Origin of the sequence: Rhodococcus ruber, assembly GCF_027270735.1 — a bacterium.
Taxonomy (GTDB): domain Bacteria; phylum Actinomycetota; class Actinomycetes; order Mycobacteriales; family Mycobacteriaceae; genus Rhodococcoides; species Rhodococcoides rubrum_A.
Window position 1 is genome coordinate 19,245 of the sequence record NZ_JAPWIJ010000018.1, and the last position, 24,852, is coordinate 44,096.

The window sequence follows — 24,852 nt, forward strand, 5'->3', positions numbered from 1 at the left end:
GGGCCGAACCCTTCGAATTGACGTTTGGATTGTTTTGAGACCCTAACCAAACCGTGAGACGGTACAGTGACCCCGTCGCCTGTCTCGAGGGCGCGCAACGTACACCTGATCGCCGTCATCGAAATCGGAGAGGCCGGAGAAGAGATGCGTTCGTCCGTGGGTGTGTCACTGGGCACGTGCGGCATCCGCACGGCCCGGACCACCGAAGACGGCACCTGGACCGACGGCACCCCGTTCGACGACTGGCAGCTCTCCCCCTCCGCCGAGGACGTCGCGCGTGTGGTCCGCGGCATCGTCGATCGGCCCGACGCACCGCAGTCCCTCGGTGTCGCCCACCGCACCCCTGCCGAACGGGCGCACATTGCCGCAGCCCTGGCCGAGGAATACGTCTCCGACGTGCACCTCATCGACGAAACCGGCGCGGCCCTGGAATACCTGCGGCCCGGACTGCCGTCACACCACCGAACGATCGCACTGTTCGATGCCGGAGACACAGGGGTCGGCATCGACATCGTGGACGTCGAATCCGGCCGCTCCTACGGATCGACGCGCACCACCGCCATCAGCGGTAGCGCCTTCGACGCCGTCGTCCGCGAGCACATCCTCGGTCTGGGCATCGTGCGATCGCCACAGACTCCCGACGAGGAGAGTGCGCTGACGGCCTTCTGCCGCGGAATCAAGGAAGCGCTGTCCACGCACCAGACCACCAGCACACCCGACGGCGAGCACGTCCTCCTCGAGCGGCACATCTTCGAGTTGTCCATTGCGCGCTCCACCGAGCAGGCCGCCGCGACGGTACGACAACTCGGTCTCGAAGCCGAGTTCTATCCCGACGCCGTCGTCGCCATCGGTGGAACGTCCAATGTTCCGCTGGTCCGGGCCACCCTGGAACGCTTTCTGCAACTGCCGGTCATCGTCCCGGAACGGCCGGAACTGGTGGTTGCCGGTGGAGCGGCTGTCCACGCCACCCGCGTGGACGCGGCCCACGTGCCGCCCCTCGTCTCACACCGACCGGCATTGGCGCGGCTGGGAATGATCGCGCTGCCGATCGTCGGCGTCATCGCCGCCATCGGGCTGTTCACGTCCATCGGGTCCAGCGAGGGAGACCAACCGCTGAGTACCCCGGCCAGCGTGGGCGAGCGCGTCTCGCAGACCACGTCGCCTGCGGCCGGCACCACGACGACCTCGACCTCGACACCCACGCCCGACGTCCCGCCGCCTCCCCCGACGACGACCTCCGCACCGCCGCCTGCTGCCGATCCGGCCCCCTATGTCGAGTACCAACCGCACTACTACCCACCGGCACCTGCGCCGGCACCGACGGTGCCGCTGCCACAGATTCCCGGCGTCCAGATGCCTGTCATCCCACTGCCGGTGTTACCGCGCCTGCCGTTCTGACCGGCCGCGTTCTCGTCCGCCGGACGGATACGGAAGGATCGTCGCTCATGGCCACCACTGCACAATGGATCGAAGGTGCGCGACCGCGCACACTCCCGAACGCGATCGCTCCCGTACTCGTCGGTACCGGTGCAGCCGTGTCACTGGACGCCGGGGTGTGGTGGAAGGCGCTGTTGGCGTTGGTCGTGTCGTTGGCCCTGATCGTCGGCGTCAATTTCGCCAACGATTACTCGGACGGAATCCGCGGCACCGATGACGATCGTGTCGGGCCCTTGCGACTGGTCGGCTCCAAGGCGGCCTCCGCAGGCGCTGTCAAAAAAGCCGCCATCGGCTGCTTCGCCGTCGGTGCTGTGGCCGGTCTGGCACTGGCCGTGACCAGCGCCTGGTGGTTGGTCATCGTAGGTCTGGTCTGCATAGCCGGTGCCTGGTACTACACCGGTGGCTCGAAGCCGTACGGCTACAGCGGATTCGGCGAGATAGCCGTGTTCGTGTTCTTCGGACTCGTCGCAGTTCTCGGCACCCAGTTCGTGCAAGCCGAGCAGATAGACTGGGCCGGAGTGTTGGCCGCGGTAGCCGTCGGGTCGTTCTCGAGCGCAGTACTCGTCGCCAACAACCTACGGGACATCCCCACCGATACCGAGTCCGGGAAGCTCACGCTTGCAGTGCGATTGGGTGACACCCGTACTCGCTACCTGCATCTCGCACTGCTGGTGGTGCCGTTCGCGATGACGGTGGTGCTGATTGCCCGAACTCCGTGGGCACTGGTCGGCCTACTGGCACTCCCCTTCGCTGCTCGCGCGAACTCCCCGGTACGAAAGGGTGCGCACGGGTTCGAATTGATTCCCGCACTGCGCGATTCGGGCTTGGCGATGCTCGTCTGGGGAGCGAGTACCGGAGTTGCGTTGGCGTTCGCCTAACGCTTGTTCGCCTAACGCTTGTCGGGCACGAACGCGCCGAGCAGGAAGTTCACGATCGAGATGATGATCGCGCCCCAGAACGCAGCGGCGAATCCGACGATCTCGAGGCCGTAGCCGGTCTGCGACGACAACCAGCCCGTCAACAGCAGCATCAGCGCATTGATCACGAGAGTGAACAGTCCGAGAGTCAGAATCAACAACGGCAGCGACAGCAGCTTCACCATCGGCTTGATGAACGCGTTGACGATCGTCAGCACGGCTGCGATACCGAGCAGCACCACGATGTCCCACCCGTCACCGCGGCCCGAACTGGTGACGGTGATCCCGTCGACGAATTCCTTGGCGACCCAAATGGCAACAGCGTTGATCACGAGCCGAATCAGAAAGTTCATGGCGCCATCGTAGGGTTCGCAGCGATGGGCGGCTACGGCGTCCGGACGAGCAGGACCGTCGACCGTAGCTCGCCGAGCGAACAATGCCGCTGCACCAGTTCGGTGAACCATGGATCGGCACCTCGAACCAAACCGAGAAGAACATGTTCGACGCCGATCTTGCGATCGTGTCGTTCGACGGCTTCCTTCAGCGACAGCTTCAATACCTCCTTGGCCGATGGCCCGAACGGTATGCGATTCAGGCCGTCCGTCTGCGCCCCGTCGACGGCGTGCGGACCCAGGGCGGCGTCGACGGTCGTCAGGACGGCGTCCAGGTCGATCCCGAGTGAACGCAGCGCACGCGCGTCCTGGGACTGGGCATCCTCGAGTACTCCGTCGACGGTGAATCCGGCCTCGGCGAGCGCGTTCTTCAGCGGCTCTTCGGCAACCGCGAGCGCACCGAGGAACAGATGGGTTGGCTCGATACGCGGTGAGTGCAGTGCCCGCGCTTGTCCCTGTGCTCCCAGGACGACTGCTCTGGCGGACGTGGTGAATCGTTCGAACATGATTGTCTACCTTCCCTTTCCGCCATGCTTCTTGTGGACCGCCTGTCTGCTGACTCCCAGCGAATCGGCTATCGCCTGCCAGGACCATCCTTGACTGCGGGCGGTGCGAACCTGAACGGCTTCCAGCCGCTCGAGCAACCGACGAAGAGCCGCTACCGCACGCAGCCCCTCCCCCGGATCGGGACTGGCGGCTGCGGCTGCAAGTGCAGTGGCTTCGGTCATGGTTGTCAATGTAGGTTGACGGACCGATTGTTGTCAACCTTGATTGACAAGAAGGTGTTCGGATCCAGCACTCCGGGCAGGGTTCGGGCGGCGCTCAGCGATCCACGGCGATGTCGACCGACACCCGCCCGCGCTCGTCGCGGGTGGCCGTCGCGAGGCCTGTGTACCGAACGCCCCCGAGGTCGACGTCGACTCGACCGCCATCGTTCGTGAAGTTTCGCCACCAGCTCTTCTTGTCCGGCATCGCCACCCTGACTTTCAGGTGATCACCTTTCCGGCTGATAGCCAGCGGTAGTGAAATCTTCTTGCCGGACTTCCGGCCGGTGTAGGTCAGGATGCCCATCGACCGTCCGAGCACCCTGTCGAGCACCGGCGCCTTCATCGCGACCATGAAAACCCTGTTGAACGCTGCCGCCGATTTCTGAAATGTGTTCATCGTGCGCTCCTCCGAGCTCGCTCCCGCACCTGCTCGCGAGCGTAGCCCTCGTGCAGGTCGACGGGGCGCTCACTGCGACGACAGACCGACCTCCATCGACTCGGCGAGGATGGACAAGGCCTCGAGGACTCGCTCACGACGAGCGCCCAATGCGTCGAACAGTCGCCCGTGAGCCGCGAGCTCGCGGGGAAAGACGTCGTCCACAACACTTTTCCCCGTCTCGGTCAACGTGATCGAAGCAGACCGTCGATCTTCCGTGTTGGTACGGCGCTCGATGAAACCGCGGCGTTCGAGTTTGGCGAGTGCCTTGCTCACCCCGGCGCGGGTCATGCCGAGCAACTCCGCCAACCGCACCGCTGTCACCTGCTCGACTGCATAACGCAGGGGCACCATCAACTCCACCTCGGCGACGGAGACATCGGCGGCGGCGTATATCGGCTCGACGGCCAGATCCAGCAGCGCGACGATCCGTTTGATCTGGGCCACCACCTGCATCGGCGACGTGTCGAGTTCTGGATTGAACTCGGCCCACCGCGCGCAGGTCAGCTCACGAAGCGAGGCATCGGTCATCGGCACCACCAATTTTGTTAACCAGTTGACAGTTCTGTTACGTTCGGACTTTAGCCCATCGACTTCGAGGAGCTCTCTTGACATACGACACCGTGGTCGTGGGAGGTGGACCCGCTGGGCTCAGTGCCGCAACACTTTTGGCGCGGGCCCGCCGGCGCGTGATCGTCGTCGACGCCGGAGAGCCGCGCAACGCTCCCGCCGACCATGTTCACAACTTTCTCTCCCGCGACGGTTCCGCACCTGGGGACTTGCGCGAGGCCGGACGCCAGGAGGTTCTTCGGTATGGGGGAGATGTTCTGCAGGGCAACGTAACTCGAATCGAGAACGGCGTCGAGATCCACCTCGGTGATGGCACGGTCCTGAATTCGCGATCGGTATTGGTGGCCACCGGGCTTCGCGACGAACTACCCGACATCCCCGGTGTCCGGGAGCAGTGGGGTTCGGGAGTTCTGCACTGCCCGTACTGCCACGGCTACGAGGTACAGGATCAGCCCATCGCCGTTGTCGGCGGATCCAACCGACCGTTCACGGTCCATCAGGCTTCGTTGATTCGGCAATGGTCGGAGGACGTCGTCTTCTTCACCAACGGCATCGAACTGAGCGAGGGCGAACGCCTCCGACTCGACGCTCGCTCCGTCGACATCGTCGACGCGCCCGTTGCCCGAGTCGTCGTGCGAGATGGTTGCGTCGTCGGCATCGAGCTGTCCGACGGGACAGTCGTTCCTCGAACAGTGGTGTTCGTCGGCCCGACGTTCGTCCCGAACGACACGCTCCTGACTCCTATCGGGTGCTCCCGCCTCGACAACGGGTGGGTAGCTACCGACCCGACCGGGCTCACCAGTGTCGACGGCCTGTGGACTGCAGGGCGTCTCGGATTCTCCCGCCCAGCTGATCAATTCGGCGGCAGCAGGATCGAAGGCAGCGATCGCCATCAATCGCTACCTCCTCGAACTCGATGTGAATCGGGCCGTCAGCGCGCTCTGAGGGCCTTCCACCAGGGCCGAGGAATGTGTCGGTGCCCTGGTTTACGCTTGTGGCAACGAGGTCGAATACGTGTTCGATCTCCGGTCGCTGGGGGGTGACATGGGTCTACGAAAAGCAGCGTGGACGACGGACGATCATTCGGCGCTCGCTGATGTTCTGGGCGCGCGTGGGGCGATCAACGCTGCCGTCGCGTCGGAACTTGACCTCATGGACCGATATGTCCGGAATCGAACGGCATGCGCATCACCGTGGGACACCGGGGTGACCGAGAAAGATCTGTACAGCTCGGCAATCTGCGAACTGGCCGCGGCACTGTCGTCCACCTTTGCCGCCGTGAACAACAAGCTGCAGATGTGGCGTCAACTGCGCCCACTCGTGCGTCGGGCTTTCATCGACGGTGCGCTCGACCTGGAGCGAGTCAGGACGATCCACGATCATCTGCTTCATGCCCGGCCGGAGACGGTCGTCTCGCTCGAAGTCGAAATCCTCAAGGCCGCCGGAGAGATGGCCCCGGGCGCTCTGGGGCGCGAGATCGACCGACTGCTCATCGAGGCCGACGCCAACTGGGACCGCGCGGTGCGCAAGCATGCCGCGCGTACCGAGAAGCGGATCCGCCTTCGTCGCCGGGCACGGGGACTCTCCAGCCTGACCACACTGATGACCGACGGCGAAGCCGACGACCAGCTTTCGCGGATCGATGCAGAGGTCACGCGCCTCCACCCGGAGGATCCGCGTTCGGACGACCAACGGCGAGGCGACGCCCAGACTGCGTTGATGCGCGGCGAGGCACTGCAGTGCGAGTGCCCGACGTGCCAGGCGTCTCGCGATGATGTGACGGATCCGGAGGCCGCTGATACCCACGAGTCCCCCGACATCGGCGGTCCGAGTCCGGAGACAACCGAGCCCTCGGACACGAATGTCGAGGCAACCGATGAAACATCCAGCGACAGTTCGACTTCCGCTTCGGATCCGATGCCACCGGCCGCACCGCCACCTGCGCCAGGAACACCGGTGCCCGACACACCGCCGCCCGATACAGTGCCTCGATCGCGGCCGGGCGGAGGAACGCTGATCGAACGGTGGCGTGCCGTCGTCGGGCACGACCCCATCGGCGTCCACGCCGTGTATCCCGACGGCCACGGGGGCATGAAACTGCCGCCTCCGGGCGCACTGAGCTACACGCCCAGTCGAGCTCTCGCGGCGCGAGTTCGTGCCGAACACCCGTACTGCCTCCATCCTGGCTGCAACGTGCCTTCGGAACGATGCGACCTGGACCACATCGTCGAATTCGACCGACAACAACCCGAAAAAGGCGGCTGGACGATTCTCACGAACATCGGTCCGCGCTGTCGGCTCCACCACAACCTCAAAACGCGGAAATTGTGGCGCACCGAACTACTCCCGGAAGGAGTCCTGCATATCGTCGATCCACTCGGAAATCACTACTTCACCCCGCCCGCCCTGTGAAAAGGAATCACCTAGGGTTGGTTCGGTGAGCACCGCAAATCTGACCCGGACCGAAACTCGCAGGCGATCGCGGCACATCGGCGGGGTGAAGTACCTCGTCCATCTGGATCTCCTGCGGGCAGAGGACATGGATGTCGATACATTCGAGACGGTCACGACCATCGAATTCGACGCCACCACTGCGGCGACGTGGGTCGACTTCATCGGTGCCGCTGTCGACGAGGTCACCGTCAACGGCACCGACACTCAGGTCGATTACGACGGCGCTCGCATCCAACTGGTCGGACTCACCGAGCACAACATCGTTCGGATACGTGCACGCGGGCGATACAGCAGGTCGGGGGAAGGACTGCACCGCTTCGTCGACCCCGTAGACGAGAGCGTGTACCTCTACACCCAATACGAGCCGGCCGATGCTCGACGGGTGTTCGCAAACTTCGAGCAACCGGATCTCAAGGCCTCGTTCACGCTGACGGTGACGGCGCCATCGGCGTGGACAGTCTTGTCCAACCGCGCGGGGGTCACCGATGACACAGTCACTACGTTCGCCCCGACCCTCCCCATATCGACCTACATCACCGCGGTTGCGGCCGGTCCGTATCATGGCGTCGAATCATCACGGACGCGAGGCGAACTGACTGTTCCTCTCGGCGCATATTGCCGAGCCTCCCTCGCCGAGTATTTCGACGCCGAGGACATCTTCGACATCACGAAGCAAGGCCTGGACTTCTTCCACGAGAAGTTCGACTATCCGTACCCGTTCGGTAAGTACGACCAGATCTTCGTACCCGAGTACAACCTCGGTGCGATGGAGAACCCCGGGCTCGTCACGTTCACCGAATCGTACGTATTCCGTTCGGCGGCAACCGAAGCGCAGTACGAGGCTCGTGCCAACACGATCTTGCACGAGATGGCACACATGTGGTTCGGCGACCTCGTCACGATGCAGTGGTGGGACGATCTGTGGCTCAAGGAGTCGTTCGCGGACTACATGGGTGCGTACGCATCGGCCGAGGCCACTCGATTCACCGATGCCTGGGTCAGTTTCGCGAACCGCCGAAAAGCGTGGGCGTATCTGCAGGATCAACTCCCCACCACTCATCCGATCGTTGCCGACATCACCGATCTCGAGGCCGCCAAGCTCAACTTCGACGGGATCACTTACGCCAAGGGCGCGAGCGTGCTCAAGCAATTGGGGGCATTCGTCGGCGCCGAGGCCTTCTTTGCGTCCTCCCGCAACTACTTTCGCACCCATGCCTTCGGTAACACGACTCTGACAGACTTGTTGAGCGAGATGTCCACCGCCAGCGGACGCGATCTCGACACCTGGGCGGCCGCGTGGCTGCAGACCACCGGCGTGTCCACACTGTCCTATACGGGTGATGCCATCGAGCAGACCGATCCGCGTCCGCACCGCATCGCCGTTGGACTCTACGACCTGAACGAGGACGGGAATCTGACGAGAACCCACCGCCGGGAACTCGACATCACAGAAGCGCGAACACCGGTCGACTTCGAAGATGCCGCACTGGTTCTGCTCAACGACGACGATCTGACCTACGCCAAGATCCGATTCGACGAGCGCTCCACCGCCACTGTGCGGGCCCACCTCGATCGCATCGTCGACCCTCTCGCGCGAGGGCTCGTGTGGTCTGCGCTGTGGAATTCCACCCGGGACGCCGAGCTCTCTGCGCGCGAATACATCGATGTCGCAACGAGATTTGCAGCCAACGAGCCCAAGATCGGCCTCCTCTCCGCGGTGACGACCAACGTGGCATTCACACTCGGGCACTATCTTCCCGACGATCGACGGGACGAACCCACCCGGCAATGGCTGAATGCGTCGTGGGTGCAGCTGCAGTCGAGCGAACCCGGGAGCGACGCACAGTTGGTGTGGGCGCGTGCGGTCGCATCGACTGCGCAGCTGGACGACCTCCTGGCGGAGGATCTGCGCTCGCTGCTCGATGGAACTCTCACCATCGCGGGGCTGCGACTCGATCCTGATCTCCGCTGGGCATTCTGGCTGGCACTCGCCGCCACCGGCCACGCGACTGCCGACGACCTCGACGGCGAGCTGGCCTCGGACGACACCTTGTCGGGGCGTACCGCTCATACCGCGGCGTCGACGGCAATACCCGACGCCGCGGTCAAGGCGAGGGCGTGGGCCGCTGTAACCGAACGCGAGGACATCTCCAACGATGTGCTCGACGCCTTCATCACCGGCTTCGGGGCGGGTCACCGACCGGACCTGACTGCGCCCTACGACGAACGATACTTCGAGTCCATCTCGTCGTTGTGGACCTCACGCAGCATCGAGATCGCACGGCGAATCGTCGTTCGGCTCTTTCCGCAGCAGTCTTCGACCGACACCGCAGACGCGTGGCTCGCCGACCACGAGTGGGCACCGGCTGCGCTACGGCGCTTGGTGATCGAGCAGCGAGACCACCTGGCCCGGAGTCTGCGCGTCCAGGCCCGGATAGGGTGACGAACATGCCTGACCACGATGCTCGACGCTCGATCGCCACGTCCGCCCTGGCCGCCGGTGGCTTGGTCGGCGGCTTCGCTGTGGCCCGGCAATCGGGCAATCGGCAACTCGGCGGAGCAGTCCTTGCGGCAGTCGGCGTGGCGTGTACAGCGCAGTGGCAGAAATCCTCGGGCTCGGCTCGCGCCGGTGCGCTGCTCGGGACCTACCTCGTCGCGTTCGGCGCATCTCACCCGCTTGCGAAGAAGATCGGTGCGTGGCCGGCTGTCGGAGCGGTCGCCGCTGCAACGGCGGTGGCGTCTTTGGTCGTCAGCAGGTAGGTCGGCTCAGGTACCCGGTCAGAACGCCCCGGTACGAATGAATTCTTCGAGAGCGGCGGTCGGTTCTTCGAGATTCATGCCCTGGTCCGCGACCCAGGTGTCGTCGAAGTACGTCTGCGAGTACCGATCTCCACCGTCACACAGCAACGTCACCACGCTGCCGCGTCGGCCTGCGGCGATCATCTCCGCGATCAATCCGAAGGCTCCCCAGATGTTGGTGCCCGTCGATCCACCAACCCGCTTTCCGATTGCCTCCGAGGTGAATCTCGCAGCGGCGACGGACGCGGCATCGGGAACAGCGATCATTCGGTCGATCACCTGGCCGACGAACGACGGCTCGACGCGCGGTCGTCCGATGCCCTCGATGCGGGAGGACAAGCCGGTCTCGAATCCTGCGTCGCCGGTCTCGTAGCCACCGATGAACGCGGAATTCTCTGGGTCTACCACAGCCAGTTGCGTTGCGTGCCTGCGGTATCGGATGTATCGACCGATTGTGGCGCTGGTTCCACCGGTCCCCGCGCCCACCACCACCCAGTCCGGAATGGGACATTCCTCTAGCCGGAGTTGGTCGAAGATCGACTCGGCGATGTTGTTGTTTCCGCGCCAATCGGTAGCTCGCTCGGCATGGGTGAACTGGTCCATGTAGTGGGAGTCGGGTTCGGCCGCGAGCCTGTGCGCCTCGGTGTACATCTCGCCCGGCCGATCGACGAAATGACAACTCCCACCATGGGACTCGATAAGCGCGACCTTGGCCGGGCTGGTACTCCGCGGCATCACTGCGACGAACTTCAGGCCCAGCAGTCGAGCGAAATACGCCTCACTGACGGCCGTGGAGCCCGACGATGCCTCGATCACCGTCGTACGCTCGGTGACCCACCCGTTGCAGATCGCGTAGAGGAACAGCGACCTGGCCAGCCGATGCTTCAAGCTACCGGTGATATGCGTGGACTCGTCTTTGAGATAGAGCGAAATCCCCCACGCCGCCGGAAGGGGGTAACGCAACAGGTGCGTGTCGGCGCTGCGCTGCGAATCGGCCTCGATCAGCCGGACGGCATTGTCGACCCAGGTCCGTGATCCCGAGTGATCGACCGATGCTGTCATTTCTTGCCGTCGTCCCCGCGCAGTTTCGACTGCAGGTCCGCACGCGCGGTGCGCCGGTCCTCGTCGACTGCTGCGATGGATTCGTTGACGCGGATCCGCAGCTTCTTGAACAGGAGCAGCGACAGCGGCAATGAGATCAGGACTGCGAAAATCGCGGCGACGAGTACCGGCACCTCCACGCCGAACAGTAAACCGACGCCGACGATGACTGCCGCGATCACGATGACAAGGGCCAGTCGCGCGAAGGTGTAGACGCCGAGGTTCATGGCGAGGGACTTCTTGGCCGACCTACCTCGAACGGCATTTCCGCTGGTCGGTTCGCTGCTGTCGGCATTCATCGCGTCACTCACGGCCTCCAGGTTACCGGGCTCGCCGGGCATTCCGACCCACCCCTTCGGTGACCGATTTGTCCATTACCTCCCCTTTACCAACCTTGTATCAGTCGAGTACCTAGGGGTTCGAGTGCAACCATGGGTTCCGAACGCAGCAGACCGATATCTCCGGTTCGACGCAAATGCACCGAACCGCATCGTAGGAGGACACGACAGATGAGCGCACCCACATTCCACAAGGCTCAGGACTCACTGCTCACGCCGGGTCAGGTAGCCGCGCTTTTTCACGTCGACCCCAAGACCGTGACTCGCTGGGCCCACGCCGGACGCCTCGGATCGCTCCGCACTCCCGGCGGACACCGTCGATTCCGTGAGACCGAGGTCATGCAGCTGCTGACCTCTCTGACGACCGAAGCCGGCGCCCACCACTGATTCGGACGCGGTACCGAAGTACGCGCAAAATCCGCACCCGTACGAACTCATCGAACATTCTCAGGAATCTTCGATGCTCGACGGGTGCGGAGGGTGTTGCATCGCGGCTACCCTCGTAGTAGGAGGTGCGTCGTGATTTATCTATTGGCGTTGATCGGCTTGGTGGCAGTTGTGGTTCTGTTCTGGAAGGCTTTCGGTCCCAGCGCAGGCGCAGAACCGACCCGCACGGTCGGACCCGATGACGATCCCGATTTTCTGTGGCGAATCAACCGTGAAGCTCGCCGCGGCGGAAAAGACGGAACCGAGGCCGGCACCGAACCGACCGAGTAAGGGTCCGGCAGCTTTCAATTGGGGCGAGAAGCGGTGGGCGAGTCCGGGAATCCGGCCGCTACCGCTGCCGCCACTTCCAGCAGCGCCGTGCGGGTACGTCCACGCAGACGATCCAGCTCGATCTCAGCACCTTCCTCGAGATGCGGATCGAACGGAATCGTCCGTACGTGGGCGCATCGTTGCTCGAAGTGCTCGATGACCTTCTGCAAGTCGACTTTTCCCGCTCTGGGCCGAACGCCGTTGACCACGGCCACCGACGTGGCCACCAACGCGCGATACCCGTGAGCATCGAGCCAGTCCAACGTCGCCGATGCGCTTCGCGCACCGTCCACCGACGCCGAGCTGACGACCACGAGGGTATCGGTGCCTTCGAGAATGCTCTCCATGGCCGAATGCATCAAACCGGTTCCACAATCCGTGATCACGATGCTGTAGAACTTCTCCAACATGTCGACGGCACGGTCGTAGTCTTCGCCACTGAACGCCTCCGACGCCGCCGGATCCGAGTCGGACGCCAACACCTCCAATCGGTTGGCATTCTGCGACGTGTAGGCACGGACGTCGCTGTAGCGATCCAGAGAATCGATGTCACGCAACAAGTTTCGAACGGTTGCAGTTGTTTCGCAGGGAACCTTCTGCCCCAGTGTTCCGCGGTCGGGGTTCGCATCGATCGCGATCACTCGATCACCTCGGATGTCGGCGAACGTCGACCCAAGCGTCGCGGTGGTGGTCGTCTTACCGACACCGCCTTTCAATGAGAGCACCGCGACGCGATAACACCCCACGAGCGTCCGATCCACCTGTGCGGTCAGCTCGAGCCGACGCTGCTGAGCGGCGCTGTTACCGACATCGATGCGGCCTCCGGACATCACGTACAGCGCCCGCCGCCACCCGGAAACCGGTGCCACATTCGCCGATCGAACGAGCAACGAGTTGCCGAGATCGCGCGAGGAGACCGGCTGCACCGTCGGCCGATCACCCGGCAGGCTCTGACCGACCGCCACTGCCTGAGGAACCAGAACCTGCGCGTCGACGGCGCCGTGCTGCTGGGGATGGAACGGTGCGACGGGATGCGGATGCGGAAGTTGGGGCCACTGACCGGCCGGACCTGGCCACTGGTTCTGCGGATTCCTTTGCCCCTGCGGCGCGCCCTGCCCCTGCGGCACGCCCTGGCCCTGCACCATCGGCCCCTGTTGCACAACCTGACCCTGCTGCTGTGCCCAATTGTTCTGCGGTGCCCAATTGTTCTGCGGTCCCCAGTTGTTCTGCGGTGCCCCATAATTCTGCGGCATCCACTGCTGAGAGGGCGGTGGCCCCGATGACACCGGCGGACTCTCGATCGGCTTCGCCTCGGGCGGTGGGGCCACGGTGCTCTGCAGCGCAGCATTCGCCTGCTCAGGTGACGCTACTGGAGTCTTCGGCAGCTCCGTCGACGTCCCGCTCTCGGTGGTCTTGTCCACCTCATCGACCAGCAATGCCACCTCATCGGAACTCACGGCCGCGCCGGAATCCGCTACCGCATCAGATCCGTCGGCCGCAGCATCTGTCCCGCTCTCTGCTTCACCCCCGATGTCGGTCGGCTCGGAAGGATCTTTCGACACAACCGCAGATTCCGCGGTGACCGGCGGCGGAGTAGGCGAGGGCTCGGCATCGTGTGGCGCTACCGGTGGGTTGTCGACGCTCTCGGGCGGCATGGTGATGGGGGTCGAGCGAAACGGTTTCCGTTGAATCGCGGGTTTCTCGTCGGATACAGGTGTGGTTTCGACTGCGGCCGCGGGCGGGGCGGTTTTCGGCTCGGGGTTCACCTCGGGCTCCGCCGCTCGGTCGTCCGGCAGGTCGTCGTCCAACGGTCGGACAGGTTGCCAATTGTTCTCGTGCCGATCGGCCATGACCGATTTCCCCCCAGTTCGCGTCCTACATCCTTCGATCCGGCTCGGATGTCTCCCCCATCGAGCCGGATCGGACGCTACCAGCTGAGCGGCCTGCGCAGCGGCCGAGTGCTAGTTCAGGCCCGCATAGCTGTGCAGGCCTGAAACCACCATGTTGATGATGAAGAGGTTGAACAGCATGGCGGTGAATCCGGCGACGTTGATCCACGCGGCGCGGGTGTTGCGCCAGCCGGAGGTGGCGCGGGCGTGCAGGTAGGCGGCGTAGATGATCCAGGTGATGAAGGACATCGTTTCCTTGGGGTCCCAGCCCCAGAAGCGTCCCCATGCGGCCTCGGCCCAGATCGCACCGAGGATGACGCCTGCTCCGAAGAGCGGGAAGGCGACGATGGTCGTCTTGTATGCGAGTCGGTCAAGGGCCTGGGCGTCGGGCAGCTTGGATGCGAATGTGCCCCAAAAACCAACGCTTTCCTCGCCGAGGGGCTGCTTGATGCGCAGCAGGAACAGCAGGGACGCGACGCCGGAGACCAGCAGGATGCCGCTGCCGACGCTGACGATGGTGACGTGAATGGGCAGCCAGTAGGACCGCAGTGCCGGGACAACCGGGGCGGCGTCGGCGTAGAGCTTGGTGGCGGCGAAGAACATCAGCACGATGATCGGTGCGAGAACGAACACCAGCATCGGACGCATCGTCTTCTTGCGCAGGGCGACGACGGACGTCAGGGCCGCGGCTGCGGTGGCCATGGTGACGAACTCGTACATGTTGCCGAGAGGGAAGCGGTGCGTGGCGAACCCGCGCAGCACCACCGCGGTGATGTGCAGGATGAGGGCCGGCGCAAGCAATGCGAAGCCCATGCCTGCCAGGCGATCGGAGAGCGGGCGTTTCGGTGCTTCGGTGACGCGACCCGGCCGGGTCTCGACCACCGGGGCGCCTGCACCGACGAGTTCCTTGGCCTGAGCAGCCGTAGCCTTGGCTGACGCGTACTGAGCGATGAGCAGAACGAATGCGAGCACGTAAATGGTGAACGCTGATTCGAACGACCAATCGCTGTACTGCGAGAGGGTCTCGTTGATCGGCATCGGTCAGTTCTCCTGTTTCGAGGTGTCGCCGAGCAGGCGGGTGCACAGGCGGTCGAACTCTTCGCCCCACCCTGCCTGATCGGTGCGTGCAAGTCCGCCGAGGTCTACTACAGTACGTCGTGCCTGGGCGTCGGCGGTGAGCCGGACCCAGATTCTGCGACGCTTGATCACCAGTGAGACGAGCAGTCCGCCCATCATCGTGAGTGCGAAGACGAGCACCCAGGTCTGGGCGGGGTCGTGGGAGACCTGGAGATTGACGAACTCCTTCGCCCCGTCGAACGTGACGACGGTGCCGTCGCTCAGCGTCGCGGATTCTCCCGGCATCAGGTTGACGCGGTCCTGCTTGACCAACCGACCCTGGGCGATCATTTCCTGATCGAGCGAGAAGATGGACTGCGGTAGTCCGGTGTCGAGGCCGGTATCGCCCTTGTAGATGTCGACGGCGACGGCGGGGTCGTTCATCGCGGGGAAGCTCGACGACAGCAGGCTGCCGTGGAACGACGCCGTCGGGGCGAACAGTCCTTCGATGGCGATCTGGTTCTTCCGGCGGTCCAGGGGGTCGGTGTAAAGGCCGCCGGGCGGGTCCACGCGCAGCACGCCACTGGACAGGAAGGTCGTGGCGTCCGTCGGTTGCCACTGGATGGTGTCGGTACGGGTCTCACCGTTCGGGAACGTCACGGTGAAGGTCGGCGCGTAGCCGTGGCCCTGCAGGTAGACGCGGTCTCCTGCGACACGCAGCGGGTGGTTGACCTGGAGCTGATCGTCGCGCCACACATTGTTCGTCAGGTCGTCGCCGGCCTGGTATTCGATGTTGGAGGTGAACATCTCGGCCTGGCCGTTGTCCAAGTAGTCGGCCTGAAAGTCCTTGACCCGCAAGCACAGTGGCTCGAGGTCGGTGCCGTCGACGAGGTTGCCTGCGCGGAACGAGTCGTAGTTCGCGGGGGTCGAGGTGCAGAACCCGGGGCCGTCGTCGGCGATCACGATGCGGTTGCCCTCGTAGCCGAGCAGTTTGCCCATGGCGATCGCGGCCAACAGTCCGACGAGGGAGAGGTGGAACACGAGGTTGCCGAGTTCGCGGACGTATCCCTTCTCCGCAGAGAGCGTCACCGCTCCGCCGTCCTCGGTTCGCTGGGCGACGCGCCAGCCGCGCAGCTGAGCACGCACCTGCCCGGCAATGTCCTCGGGTGTGCCGTCGACGTCGTAGCGACTGTGGTGCGGCAGCCGCGAGAGGTTGCGCGGGGCGCGAACAGGCTTGGTACGCAACTGCTTTGCATGCTCGATGCACCGCGGCAGGATGCAGCCGATCAACGAGACGAACAACAGTGCGTAGATCGCGGTGAACCAGAAGCTGCCGAAGACGTCGAACAGCTCGAACTTGTCCATGATCGGGCCGAGGGTCGGCCGGTCGGCGATGTATTGATCGACCTTGCCTGCGTTGAGGCTGCGCTGCGGCACCAGGGCACCGGGCACCGCAGCGAACGCCAGCAGGAACAGCAGCACCAGAGCGGTGCGCATGCTGGTCAGACCGCGCCAGGTGTTGCGAATCAGGGCCACTCCCCTGCCCAGCACCGACTGCTTGTGAGGCGGCGACGCTTCGGTGCGCTCTTCGGTATCGGCGGTCATATCGGCAACACCACATCGGAGACGAAGGCGTCGCGTACCCAGCCGACGAACTGATCCCAGGCACCGGTGACCAGTGCAATTCCTACCGCTATCAACATGATTCCGCCGAACACCTGTATCTGTCGTGCGTGTGTACGTAGCCAGCCGACGCCTCGCAGCGCGCTGACCGAACCGAACGCGAGGATCACGAACGGCAGCCCGAGGCCGAGGCAATAGGCCACGATGAGGGTGACGCCGCGCGCTGCCGTCGCACCGTCGGTGCCGGCGGCGAGCGAGATGACGCCTGCGAGTGTGGGCCCGAGGCACGGGGTCCAGCCGAGTGCGAACACGCCTCCGAGCAGTGGAGCGCCTGCCAGTGAACCGATCTGCTTGGGCTCGAACCGCACATCGCGCTGCAGCGCGGGGATCAGTCCGACGAACACCAGACCCATGGCGATGGTGACGACGCCGCCGATGCGCATGAGCAGCTCACGGTTGATCGCCAGCACCGATATTGCCCCGAACACCGACGCGGTGGCGAGGACGAACACCACGGTGAAGCCGAGTACGAACAGGCCCGCTGCTCCGGCCACGCGCACTCGGCCGCTGCGCACCTCGGTCTTGACGGCGGCCTCGTCGGCGCTGACGGCCGGGGTGTCCGCGCCGACGACTCCGGCGAGATACGACAGATAGCCCGGCACCAGCGGTACGACGCACGGCGACGCGAAAGAGACGAGACCGGCCAGTACGCAGGCTCCGAGAGCCAGGATCAGCGGCCCGGAGGCCGCGGCTTCCTGGAAACTCGCGCCGACCCCGGCAAGGTAGATCTCGTTCACTGTTGCACTGGCTCCTCGGCTGCTATCCGTTCTACGACGGGCTGCAGGTCCTCGGCGAGCAGTTCACGCAGGAACACTGCGGCGACGCGGTGCTGTCGGTCGAGCACGATGGTCGTCGGGATGACGGAGGTGGGGACGCCACCGAGCGCATTGAGCGTTCGCATCGGCGGGTCGTAGATCGAGGAGTAGGTGACGTTGTTGCTGACGACGAAATCCTGTGCGGCGGTTTGCGATTCGTCGCGCACGTTGATGCCGAGGAATTCGACGCCGGAGGTCTTGGTGGCCTCGTAGACCTTCTCGAGATCGTCGGCTTCACCGCGGCATGGACCGCACCACTGGCCCCAGACGTTGAGGACGACGACGTCACCGTCGTAGTCCGACAACGATGTCGTCTTGCCCTCGGTCATCAGGTCGGGTCCGGACAGTTCGCCGAGCGCACCACGGTCGGACGGCGGATCGTAGAAGATATCGGTCTTGCCGCCCGGTGACACGAACTGGAAGGTGCCGCCCTGAGCAACCGCGTCGGTGCCGGTCGAACAGCCGGCGACGAGGGCCATCGCGGCAATTGCGATCAGAAACCTATGCACCGGTGATCCTCGGGTCGGATGCTCCCGCTGGCTCGGAGTAGACGAGGTCGACGAGCTGATCGCCCTCGTAGACCAGCGACGTCAACGACGCGAGTCCGCACTGACGATTGCGCGGGTCGTGCCACAGCCGGTCGCCCTGCAGGAAGCGGCGAAGCGTCCATACCGGGAGTTGGTGGCTGACGCAGACGGCCTCGTGCCCGACGGCCGCGACGCGGGCTGCATTGACGGCGGCGAGCATGCGATGCGCGATCTGCAGGTACGGCTCGCCCCAGGACGGGGTGAATGGATCGCGCAGCTTCCACCAGTGTCGTGGCCGCCGCAGTGCGCCGTCGCCTACTGCCACGCGCAGTCCCTCGAACTCGTTACCCGCTTCGATGAGGTTCTCGTCTTCGACGATCGTCAGGCCGTGCGCGGCCGCGATGGGAGCCGCGGTCTCCTGAGCGCGCAAGAGCGGAGATGCGACGACGTGAGTGATGTCGTGCCCGGCGAGCGCATCTGCCACCGACTTGGCCTGCGACTGACCGGTGACCGAGAGCTTGAAGCCCGGCAGCCGTCCGTAGAGGATGCCCTTGGGGTTGTGCACCTCGCCGTGCCGGAGGACGTGCACGATGGTGCGCGTCGTCGAGTGCGGATGTGTTGCGGGGGCCTCGGTCACGTCGGGGTCCTGTTTCTCGCTAGTCGGGTGGGAAGTCAGTTCTGTGTAGACGTCACAGTGGTGCCGCAGCAGCTGCCGCGGCCTTCGCGGCAGCCGGGGCCGCGTCGGCGATGATCGAGAAGGCGTCGTCGTCGAGGGCTGCGGAGACGAACCAGGCCTCGAATGCGCTCGGCGGCGGATAGACACCGCGCGAGAGAAAAGCGTGGAAGAACGCCGGGTATCGCCATGTCTGCGCAGCTTTGGCCTGCGCGTAATCGGTGACGGGTCCATCGGCGAAGAACACACTCACCATAGTGCCCGCGAACTGCACCTGATGGGTGACGCCTTCGGCGGTGAGTGCGTCGCCGAGCAGCGTTCCGAGCCGTTGCGAGTTTGCCTGCAACTTCGCGTAGACGGCTGCGTCGGCCAGTTGCAGGCTCGTCAGACCGGCTGCGACGGCCACGGGGTTACCGCTGAGCGTGCCCGCCTGGTACACCGGTCCGGCCGGCGCGAGGTAAGCCATGATGTCTGCGCGGCCACCGAATGCGGCAGCGGGCAGTCCACCGGACATGACCTTGCCGAAGGTGTACAGGTCGCCTGCAACACCGTCGATGCCGTACCAACCGGAGGCACTGACGCGGAACCCGGTCATCACCTCGTCCATGATCAGCAGCGCGCCGTGCTCGGTCGCAAGACGGCGCAGTCCCTCGTTGAAGCCGGTGACCGGGGCGATTGCGCCCATGTTGCCTGCGGCGGCCTCGGTGATGATGCAGGCGATCTGGCCGGGGTTGGCCTCGAACGCGGCGGAAACGGCGGCGAGGTCGTTGTAGGGAACGACGATGGTGTCCGACGCCTGTGCGCCGGTGACTCCCGGAGAAGTGGGGAGCCCGAAGGTGGCCAGACCCGAACCGGCGTCGGCGAGCAGCGCATCGACGTGACCGTGGTAGCAGCCGGAGAACTTCAGGATCTTGGTGCGGCCGGTGAATCCGCGAGCCAGACGCACCGCGCTCATGGTGGCCTCTGTGCCCGAATTCACAAGGCGAACCTGGTCGACGGGGCCGACTCGACGGACGATCTCTTCGGCGAGTTCGATTTCTCGCTCGGTGGGTGCGCCGAACGACAGGCCGGTTGCCGCGGCTTTCTGGACGGCTTCGACGATGGCCGGGTGAGCGTGCCCGTGGATCATCGGACCCCAGGAAGAGATGAGGTCGACGTAGGACTTCCCGTCGGCGTCGGTCATCGTGTATCCGCTGGCCTGCGTGATGAACCGCGGGGTTCCTCCGACCGATGCGAAGGCCCGCACCGGCGAGTTGACGCCACCGGGAATCACCGCGCTTGCGCGAGCGAAAAGTTGGGCCGATACGGGGGCGTCGTCGCCGAGAGGAGCAGTCACGACTTCCAGTGTCCCAGGTTCGGCGAAATCACCAACTACAGGGCGTAATAATGCACTCGCCCGACGGCCTCAGTCGCTGTCGGTTTTCTTGTCCTCGGGCATGAACACCATCGCGATCAGGATGATGCCCCAGATGCCGAGGGGCCACAGAGGCCAGTAGGAGGTCGGCTCACCGTCGGAGATCCACTGAACGGCCCAGATTCCGTTCATGACGACGGCACCACCGAACCACCAGCGCCACTCGTCCAGATACTCGCGCCACTCGCTCCTCGTGTGGGCGACGTCCGTTGCTTTCGACGTGTCGGCGGCCGGTAAGTCGCGAACGACCTCGGCCAAGTCACCCCGAGTGGTCGACGCCCATACCGCATCGAGACGCTGTTCGTACTCGACCAACGTCAAGCGGCCCTCGCCCATCGCCAGGCCGAGTGTGTTCACGACGACCTCACGCTCGTCATTGCTCACGCGCAGGTCCAGCCGATCGTTCTTGTCGAGATTCTTTCCCATGCGAAGCCTCCCGATACCCGTGTCCGTTTTGTCACCTTAACGGTTGAGTGAGCTGCACACCGGGTAGTTGGTTTCGATGACGAACACCGATAGAACGAACACCGAAAGCTCCGCGGACGGCGTTTCCAAAGTTGCAGGACTGATGTCCGAAGCCGGACTGTGCATGTTCACCACGGTTGGCCGAGACGGCCACCTCATCTCGCGTCCGATGGCGCTGCAGGAAGCCGAGTTCGACGGCGACCTGTGGTTTTTTGCCGCCCACGACTCGCGCAAGGTCGCCGACATCGCGGCGAATCCGACGGTCAACGTCTCGTTTCAGTCGGGCGAGGGTTGGGTGTCCCTGTCCGGCACCGCGGCCGTCGTCGAGAACCGAACGAAGGCCGAGGAACTGTGGAACACCCGGGCGGCCACGTGGTTCGAGAAGAACCCCGATTCCCGGGAGGTGGCGCTGATCCACGTGGCCGCCGAAGGTGCGGAGTACTGGTCGACCCCCGGATCGAAGGTCTCGAATCTCATGGCTTACGCCAAGGCCAAAATCACCAACGAGCGGCCGAATCTCGGCGAACACGAGGTCGTCGAGCTCGAGCTACCCCACAATTCGACCGACTAGTTCCGCTCGTGCCGGGGTGCTGTCGGGGGCACGTCCGGATCGCCCACGACGTTCCGGTGGCCTGTGACGTTGCGGTCGTCCGTCACACCGCGGTCGCTGGCGATGCCCCGGTCATCTGCGACGTTCCGGTCGTCCGCGAAGTTCCGGTCATCTCGCACGTTGCGGTCGTCTGTCGCGTTACGGCCGTTCTTCACGTCCGGGTCGATCCGATTCGCACGCTCGAACTCCGAGTCGACCTCGTCGCGGGACGACGCGGCGACACCCTGATGAGACTGCGCCTGCTGCGCAAGTTTTTCCGCCTCGGCGGCTTTGACGTCGGCCTCGGCCTGCGCCCGACGCGCTTTGGCCTCACTTTCGCGAGCCAGCAGCTCACGCTCCTCGACGATGGCCGCTTGATCGGCTGCCTTCTCGCGAATGTCGTTCGCTTCCAACCTCTTTCGTTCCTTGCCCTTGCGCGCCACGACCAGGGCGACGGCAACGACCAACACTACGACGACTACTGCAACGACGATCCACACTGCGGTACTCATAATTGGAACTCCCGATCTGTTTCGAATGCCGAAGCGGCAGACGTTCCCTGCCGGTTACCCGAGTAACGAATCAGTAAACTCGCCGGCCATCCTGCGGGCGAGTGCACCGAACTCCTTCTCGTCCAACGCGCCTGCACCGTCGGGCACACATGCGATCAGCTCGACGCCCGTCACGAGCGGCAATTCCTCCAGGTTGACCCGCGCCGCCAGACTCGGTTCGATCGGCCACGACCCGATGACCAGGCCGGAACACCTCACGCCCGCTGCACGCACAGCTGCGACGGTCAGCGCGCTGTGATTGAGCGTCCCCAGCTCTGCCCCTGCCACGACCAGAACCGATGCGCCGACGGCATCGGCGATATCGAGGGCGGTGAACCCTTCGGCACCCAGACGCACCGCTACTCCGCCCGCACCCTCGACCAGGACGAGGTCGTGCGTTTGGTCGAGTACGAGAACCGCGTCGACGACGTCGTCGAGTTCGAGCATTGCCCGACCCGACCGGCGGGCCGCGACATCGGGTGCGAGCGGCTCGGGGTACCGCGCTAGCTCGATTCCGCGAACTCCCGAAAGACGTTCCACCACATCGATATCCGACTCGTCCTGGCAGCCGTCACCCACTCCGGTCTGCGCCGGTTTGCATACCGCCACCGTCCGTCCGCGTGCCCGGGCCGCGGCCGCGAGCGCTGCGGTCACCACGGTTTTTCCGACGCCGGTCGACGTTCCGGTGACGAGCAGCACGGTCATCCCTGCACCGCCGCATCCAATACCGCCGCATTCAATACCGCAGCATTCAATACCGTCGCCAGAACGTCGGTGGCACAGTCGATATCGGCGTCGGTGAGGTCGGCGCGGGCGGTCAATCGCAGCCGAGATGCGTTCGCGGGAACCGATGGCGGTCGAAAGCACCCGACGCGGACGCCGAGGTTCAGACAGTCCCCTGCCGCACGGACGGCACGTTCGGCATCGCCGAGTATCACCGGAACGACCGCCGATGCAGTCGGTTCCACTCCCACTGCAGAGGCCAATTGGGTTGCCCGAACACCGATCGCAGCCACCCGATCGGGTTCTGCGCGCACAATGTCGAGCGCGGCCGACGCTGCGCCCACCGACGCCGGGGCGAGCCCGGTGTCGAAGACGAAGGTGCGCGCGCCGTGCAGCACCTCGTTGCGGACAGCGGCCGGGCCGAGTACGACGCCACCCTGCGACCCGAGCGCCTTGGACAACGTCGCGGTGATCACCAGATCTGGCGCACCGGCCAGTCCGGCGTCGTGGACGGCCCCGCGTCCGCCGGCCCCGCGAACACCGAGCCCGTGAGCTTCGTCGACGACGAGCACGGCGCCTCGTCGCCGACATACCGCGTACAGCTCGGGCAGCGGTGCGAGGTCGCCGTCGGCGCTGAACACCGAGTCGGTCACCACCAGAGCTCGCGTCTCGGTGCGCTCCTGCAAGAGTCGGTCGACGTGCTCGGGATCGCAGTGTTGCGCGACGGCAACCCGTGCCCGAGACAGTCGACAGGCGTCGATCAGCGATGCGTGCGACGCGGCATCGGAGATCACCAGCGCGTCACGTCCCGCCAGTGCGGTCACGATGCCGAGATTGGCGGTGTAGCCGGAGGAGAACACCAACCCGGACTCGGCCCCGACGAAATCGGCGAGTTCCTCCTCCAGTCGCTCGTGTGCCGTTGTCGTGCCGGTGACCAGCCTCGATCCGGTGGATCCGCCGCCCCATCGGCGGACGGCAGCGCAGGCCCCGTCGACGACGGCCGGATGCCGGGCCAGACCGAGGTAGTCGTTCGAGGCCAGATCCAGAACCGTGTCCCCGGCTGTGCGCGCGATGACGACGCGCTCGAGTCCGGCCTCGCGTCGGTCGCGCGCGGCAGCGTCGAGCCACTCCAGTGCGGTCATGGCAGCACCATACTTGAACGCTGTTCAAGTATGGCTTCGGGCCACCGCCAGCATGGCCTCGGTGATGGCCGCGACGTCCTCGCCGGTGCAGATGTACGGCGGCATCGCGTAGACGAGTCGACCGAACGGCCGCAGCCACACTCCCGCGTCGACGGCCGCGGCGGTCGCCCGTGCCATGTCCACCGGAGTGTGCATCTCGATCACCCCGATCCCGCCCAGCACTCGGACGTCGGCGACGCCCGGCAGCGAGCGAGCGGGTGCCAACCCCTCTGCCAGAGCCGATGCCAGATCTGCGACCTCGGCGCGCCAATCGCGCGAGAGCAACAGTTCCACCGATGCCACCGCGACAGCGCACGCGAGCGGATTGCCCATGAACGTCGGCCCGTGCATCAGGCCACCGGCCTCACCATTCGAGACCGTCGTGGCCACCTCGGTGGTGCACAGCGTCGCCGCCAGGGCCAGATAACCGCCGGTCAAGGCCTTGCCGACGCACATGATGTCCGGCGCAACACCGGCATGATCGGCGGCGAACAACTCCCCGGTCCGGCCGAAACCCGTCGCGATCTCGTCGAAGATCAGCAGTACGCCGTACTCGTCGGCCAGGCGACGCAGCTCGACCAAGTACTGCGCATCGTGGAATCGCATACCGCCTGCACCCTGCACGATCGGTTCGACGATGATCGCCGCCAGCTCTCTGCCGTGCGCCGAGAGCACCTGCTCGAACCGGGCGATGTAGGACTCGTCGAAATCAGCGGGTGGGGCCGGTGCGAACACCTGTCTCGCGAGCACGTCGGTCCACAGCGTGTGCATCCCGCCGTCCGGATCGCACACACTCATCGGCGCAAACGTGTCGCCGTGGTAGCCACCGCGCCAGGTCAACAGCCGTGTGCGAGCGTGCTCGCCGCGGGCACGCCAGTACTGCAACGCCATCTTCACCGCGACCTCGACCGAGACCGATCCTGAATCGGCGAGGAACACCTTGTCGAGCCCTGCGGGCGTGATCTCGACCAACAGCTCGGCCAATCTCGCCGCCGGAGCGTGCGTGAGTCCGCCGAACATCACGTGACTCATCCGGCCCAGCTGATCGTGCGCCGCGGCGTCGAGCACCGGGTGGCGGTAGCCGTGTACCGCCGCCCACCACGAACTCATCCCGTCGATCAGCTGCCGGCCGTCCGCAAGGCTCAGTCGCACCCCGGATGCACTCTCGACCACCAGCGGTGTCCCACTCGCCGGAAACCGGCTGTAGGGGTGCCACAGGTGGTCGGAATCGATTCGACGGACGTCCTCGGAAGTCAGCACGCCACAGCACCCTGCCACAGCGAACTGGCGACACCGACTCCCTCACCCTCGAAGGCGAA

The 24,852-nt window shown here is 64.9% G+C and carries 28 protein-coding genes; 9 read left to right on the forward strand and 19 right to left on the reverse strand.

Annotated elements, in window-relative coordinates:
- Positions 1-66: 66 nt before the first annotated feature.
- Entirely contained in the window at positions 67-1,398 is a 1,332-nt protein-coding gene (locus O4220_RS26560) for an Hsp70 family protein (protein WP_269608541.1), read from the forward strand.
- 47 nt (positions 1,399-1,445) lie between these two features.
- A complete protein-coding gene (locus tag O4220_RS26565; protein WP_269608542.1) occupies positions 1,446-2,315 on the forward strand; it encodes a 1,4-dihydroxy-2-naphthoate polyprenyltransferase in 870 nt (289 codons plus the stop codon).
- An 11-nt stretch (positions 2,316-2,326) separates the two neighbouring features.
- Here the strand turns inward: O4220_RS26565 and O4220_RS26570 are convergent, their stop codons facing one another.
- The 5 genes from O4220_RS26570 to O4220_RS26590 all read right to left on the reverse strand — a co-directional run bounded on the left by O4220_RS26570 (position 2,327) and on the right by O4220_RS26590 (position 4,480).
- Positions 2,327-2,707 (reverse strand): phage holin family protein, encoded by a 381-nt coding sequence (locus O4220_RS26570; RefSeq protein ID WP_032380413.1) that lies wholly within the window; start codon positions 2,705-2,707, stop codon positions 2,327-2,329.
- Positions 2,708-2,739: 32 nt separating this feature from the next.
- Positions 2,740-3,252 (reverse strand): Clp protease N-terminal domain-containing protein, encoded by a 513-nt coding sequence (locus O4220_RS26575; RefSeq protein WP_269608543.1) that lies wholly within the window; start codon positions 3,250-3,252, stop codon positions 2,740-2,742.
- 6 nt (positions 3,253-3,258) lie between these two features.
- Positions 3,259-3,474: a helix-turn-helix domain-containing protein gene (locus tag O4220_RS26580; RefSeq protein ID WP_269608544.1), complete on the reverse strand. Its 216-nt coding sequence runs from the start codon at positions 3,472-3,474 to the stop codon at positions 3,259-3,261.
- A 94-nt stretch (positions 3,475-3,568) separates the two neighbouring features.
- Positions 3,569-3,910, reverse strand: a complete 342-nt coding sequence (locus O4220_RS26585; protein WP_269608545.1) for a nitroreductase/quinone reductase family protein — start codon at positions 3,908-3,910, stop codon at positions 3,569-3,571.
- 69 nt (positions 3,911-3,979) lie between these two features.
- Positions 3,980-4,480, reverse strand: a complete 501-nt coding sequence (locus O4220_RS26590; protein WP_269608546.1) for a MarR family winged helix-turn-helix transcriptional regulator — start codon at positions 4,478-4,480, stop codon at positions 3,980-3,982.
- 77 nt (positions 4,481-4,557) lie between these two features.
- Between O4220_RS26590 and O4220_RS26595 the strand changes: the two genes are divergently transcribed.
- The 4 genes from O4220_RS26595 to O4220_RS26610 are packed head-to-tail and all read left to right on the forward strand — an operon-like array spanning position 4,558 to position 9,733.
- Positions 4,558-5,562 (forward strand): NAD(P)/FAD-dependent oxidoreductase, encoded by a 1,005-nt coding sequence (locus O4220_RS26595; RefSeq protein WP_269608548.1) that lies wholly within the window; start codon positions 4,558-4,560, stop codon positions 5,560-5,562.
- 1 nt (position 5,563) lies between these two features.
- Entirely contained in the window at positions 5,564-6,931 is a 1,368-nt protein-coding gene (locus tag O4220_RS26600; protein ID WP_269608549.1) for an HNH endonuclease signature motif containing protein, read from the forward strand.
- A 25-nt stretch (positions 6,932-6,956) separates the two neighbouring features.
- Complete coding sequence (pepN, locus tag O4220_RS26605; protein ID WP_269608550.1) at positions 6,957-9,416, forward strand: aminopeptidase N; 2,460 nt, start codon at positions 6,957-6,959, stop codon at positions 9,414-9,416.
- A 5-nt stretch (positions 9,417-9,421) separates the two neighbouring features.
- Positions 9,422-9,733 carry a hypothetical protein gene (locus tag O4220_RS26610; RefSeq protein ID WP_269608551.1) on the forward strand — a complete coding sequence of 104 codons (312 nt, stop codon included), beginning with the start codon at positions 9,422-9,424 and terminating at the stop codon, positions 9,731-9,733.
- 18 nt (positions 9,734-9,751) lie between these two features.
- On the opposite strand, the gene O4220_RS26615 is transcribed toward O4220_RS26610, so the two are convergent.
- Both O4220_RS26615 and O4220_RS26620 read right to left on the reverse strand, forming a co-directional pair.
- The gene (locus tag O4220_RS26615) at positions 9,752-10,834 is read right to left on the reverse strand and encodes a PLP-dependent cysteine synthase family protein (RefSeq protein WP_269608552.1); all 1,083 of its coding nucleotides are present in this window, start codon (positions 10,832-10,834) and stop codon (positions 9,752-9,754) included.
- On the reverse strand, positions 10,831-11,172 hold the full coding sequence (locus O4220_RS26620) for a DUF4229 domain-containing protein (protein ID WP_420030471.1): 342 nt from the start codon (positions 11,170-11,172) through the stop codon (positions 10,831-10,833). The genes O4220_RS26615 and O4220_RS26620 overlap by 4 nt, the downstream gene beginning before the upstream one ends.
- A gap of 210 nt (positions 11,173-11,382) precedes the next feature.
- Here O4220_RS26620 and O4220_RS26625 point away from each other — a divergent pair, with 210 nt between their 5' ends.
- Together O4220_RS26625 and O4220_RS26630 are read left to right on the forward strand one after the other, a co-directional pair.
- Complete coding sequence (locus O4220_RS26625; protein ID WP_037187021.1) at positions 11,383-11,598, forward strand: BldC family transcriptional regulator; 216 nt, start codon at positions 11,383-11,385, stop codon at positions 11,596-11,598.
- A gap of 132 nt (positions 11,599-11,730) precedes the next feature.
- A complete protein-coding gene (locus O4220_RS26630) occupies positions 11,731-11,928 on the forward strand; it encodes a hypothetical protein (protein ID WP_269608553.1) in 198 nt (65 codons plus the stop codon).
- A gap of 14 nt (positions 11,929-11,942) precedes the next feature.
- Here O4220_RS26630 and O4220_RS27975 read toward each other — a convergent pair whose 3' ends face one another.
- The 8 genes from O4220_RS27975 to O4220_RS26670 form a co-directional block, all read right to left on the reverse strand.
- Positions 11,943-13,817 (reverse strand): AAA family ATPase, encoded by a 1,875-nt coding sequence (locus O4220_RS27975; RefSeq protein WP_269608554.1) that lies wholly within the window; start codon positions 13,815-13,817, stop codon positions 11,943-11,945.
- Between the two features lie 111 nt (positions 13,818-13,928).
- On the reverse strand, positions 13,929-14,894 hold the full coding sequence (ccsB, locus tag O4220_RS26640) for a c-type cytochrome biogenesis protein CcsB (RefSeq protein ID WP_269608555.1): 966 nt from the start codon (positions 14,892-14,894) through the stop codon (positions 13,929-13,931).
- A gap of 3 nt (positions 14,895-14,897) precedes the next feature.
- Entirely contained in the window at positions 14,898-16,517 is a 1,620-nt protein-coding gene (gene resB, locus O4220_RS26645; RefSeq protein ID WP_269608558.1) for a cytochrome c biogenesis protein ResB, read from the reverse strand.
- Positions 16,514-17,332, reverse strand: a complete 819-nt coding sequence (locus tag O4220_RS26650; RefSeq protein ID WP_269608559.1) for a cytochrome c biogenesis CcdA family protein — start codon at positions 17,330-17,332, stop codon at positions 16,514-16,516. Before O4220_RS26650 ends, resB begins: the two co-directional genes overlap by 4 nt.
- Entirely contained in the window at positions 17,329-17,889 is a 561-nt protein-coding gene (locus O4220_RS26655) for a TlpA family protein disulfide reductase (protein WP_269608593.1), read from the reverse strand. Before O4220_RS26655 ends, O4220_RS26650 begins: the two co-directional genes overlap by 4 nt.
- Before the next feature lie 22 nt (positions 17,890-17,911).
- A complete protein-coding gene (locus tag O4220_RS26660; RefSeq protein WP_269608560.1) occupies positions 17,912-18,574 on the reverse strand; it encodes a histidine phosphatase family protein in 663 nt (220 codons plus the stop codon).
- Between the two features lie 52 nt (positions 18,575-18,626).
- Complete coding sequence (gene hemL, locus O4220_RS26665; protein ID WP_269608561.1) at positions 18,627-19,946, reverse strand: glutamate-1-semialdehyde 2,1-aminomutase; 1,320 nt, start codon at positions 19,944-19,946, stop codon at positions 18,627-18,629.
- 69 nt (positions 19,947-20,015) lie between these two features.
- On the reverse strand, positions 20,016-20,450 hold the full coding sequence (locus O4220_RS26670; protein ID WP_269608562.1) for a DUF1707 SHOCT-like domain-containing protein: 435 nt from the start codon (positions 20,448-20,450) through the stop codon (positions 20,016-20,018).
- 76 nt (positions 20,451-20,526) lie between these two features.
- On the opposite strand from O4220_RS26670, the gene O4220_RS26675 reads away from it, so the two are divergent.
- Positions 20,527-21,060 (forward strand): pyridoxamine 5'-phosphate oxidase family protein, encoded by a 534-nt coding sequence (locus tag O4220_RS26675; RefSeq protein ID WP_269608563.1) that lies wholly within the window; start codon positions 20,527-20,529, stop codon positions 21,058-21,060.
- Here the strand turns inward: O4220_RS26675 and O4220_RS26680 are convergent.
- Genes O4220_RS26680 through O4220_RS26695 form a run of 4 tightly spaced genes read right to left on the reverse strand, consistent with a single transcriptional unit; the run spans position 21,057 to position 24,790 of the window.
- Positions 21,057-21,590, reverse strand: coding sequence for a hypothetical protein (locus tag O4220_RS26680; RefSeq protein WP_269608564.1), 534 nt, complete (start codon positions 21,588-21,590; stop codon positions 21,057-21,059). The two genes, O4220_RS26675 and O4220_RS26680, sit on opposite strands and share 4 nt — an antisense overlap.
- A gap of 54 nt (positions 21,591-21,644) precedes the next feature.
- On the reverse strand, positions 21,645-22,334 hold the full coding sequence (gene bioD / locus O4220_RS26685) for a dethiobiotin synthase (protein ID WP_269608565.1): 690 nt from the start codon (positions 22,332-22,334) through the stop codon (positions 21,645-21,647).
- Entirely contained in the window at positions 22,331-23,494 is a 1,164-nt protein-coding gene (locus tag O4220_RS26690; RefSeq protein WP_269608566.1) for an 8-amino-7-oxononanoate synthase, read from the reverse strand. The genes bioD and O4220_RS26690 overlap by 4 nt, the downstream gene beginning before the upstream one ends.
- A gap of 24 nt (positions 23,495-23,518) precedes the next feature.
- Positions 23,519-24,790, reverse strand: coding sequence for an adenosylmethionine--8-amino-7-oxononanoate transaminase (locus tag O4220_RS26695; protein WP_420030472.1), 1,272 nt, complete (start codon positions 24,788-24,790; stop codon positions 23,519-23,521).
- Between the last annotated feature and the right edge of the window lie 62 nt (positions 24,791-24,852).